The 1,152-nt window shown below is 40.3% G+C and carries 1 protein-coding gene; it reads left to right on the top strand.

All coding sequences use genetic code 11. The features are described from left to right. Positions 1-571, top strand: a 571-nt coding sequence (locus tag R7070_RS26085; protein WP_318141498.1) for a LysR substrate-binding domain-containing protein, incomplete at its 5' end; no start/stop codon positions are given. Between the last annotated feature and the right edge of the window lie 581 nt (positions 572-1,152).

The following is a 1,152-nucleotide window of genomic DNA, read 5'->3' as shown; positions in this document are numbered from 1 at the left end:
ATTGTGTGACCTCGTCCAAGAGGTGAATTATCGATTCCCTCAGCTAAACCTTCTATTAAGAGAAGACACCACCACCAATTTGTTGCAAGCGCTGCGTCATGGTGAGTTAGATGTACTGATCTTAGCGTTGCCAGTTGAAATCGATGGTATGGAGAGTCGCGTCGTCGGCAAAGATCCGTTCCGTATGGTGATCAGTGCAAACCAAGTCGATTCGATTCCTGTACCGATCCGTTATGACGATCTGCCGGATGAGTCGGTGTTCCTATTAGAGAAAGAGCATTGTTTAACTGAACATGCAGTTTCCGCTTGTAAGCTGACCGATAAAGAGAAAATTAACCCGTTTACGGCAACCAGCTTACATACCTTGGTGCAGATGGTCGCGAACGGCTTAGGTACCACTTTTATTCCTCAAATGGCAATCGAACACGGCTTGTTACACAACCAAAATTTGGTGGTGATCGACCCTCCTGGCCAGCAGGCGTATCGCGAAATTGGTTTGGTTTGGCGCCCTAGTTCATCAAGAACAAACACTTTTAACCAACTTGCAGATGTGGTTTCCGAACTGCTTTAGCTATTAGTATTAGCCTTTACTTCCTCACTATTTCTCTAAAAGCGCACTGGAAACGGTGCGCTTTCTAGTATTTTATTCTGTCGGTGAACTTTGACTTGTAAAATTTCACAGCTTTATTTTCGTGAAGCTTTCATAAAATTGTGAAATTTCACAATGTTAATTTTACACAATTGGCTGCGCATTGTGTTTAACCTCCGTTTAAATTCCTTACGCTAGACCTTATGAGTACAAGGTTTTCTCGCTTGCCTCTATATTCATACACCTGTTTTAAATCATATTTCATTGTAAAATTTAATGTAATTTAATTACGTAATAACTTACAAATTGGCATCCAAAATCAGTGCTTTGTTTGGTGCCGAATAAAACTTCGAATTTTGTGTTTTGTTTGTCTAGGGGGTTTCGTTAACCCCTTTGTTGATATAGCTTATTTAAAGGCTGCTAAGACTTATGTCTAGATTGAAAAAGCACTCAGGCTTAAGCAATCTATGAACACGGCCACACAGATTGAACACAAAGTTAAAGGATGTAATTTGTTGTTCATAACTTACAAATGTAGCTTTACGCTGACTGCCCAAGATTGA

It is taken from the genome of Vibrio sp. 1557 (assembly GCF_033340175.1).
Lineage (GTDB): Bacteria > Pseudomonadota > Gammaproteobacteria > Enterobacterales > Vibrionaceae > Vibrio > Vibrio alginolyticus.
The sequence above is the reverse complement of the archived record's forward strand: the minus strand, read 5'-3'. Positions and strand labels throughout refer to the sequence as shown.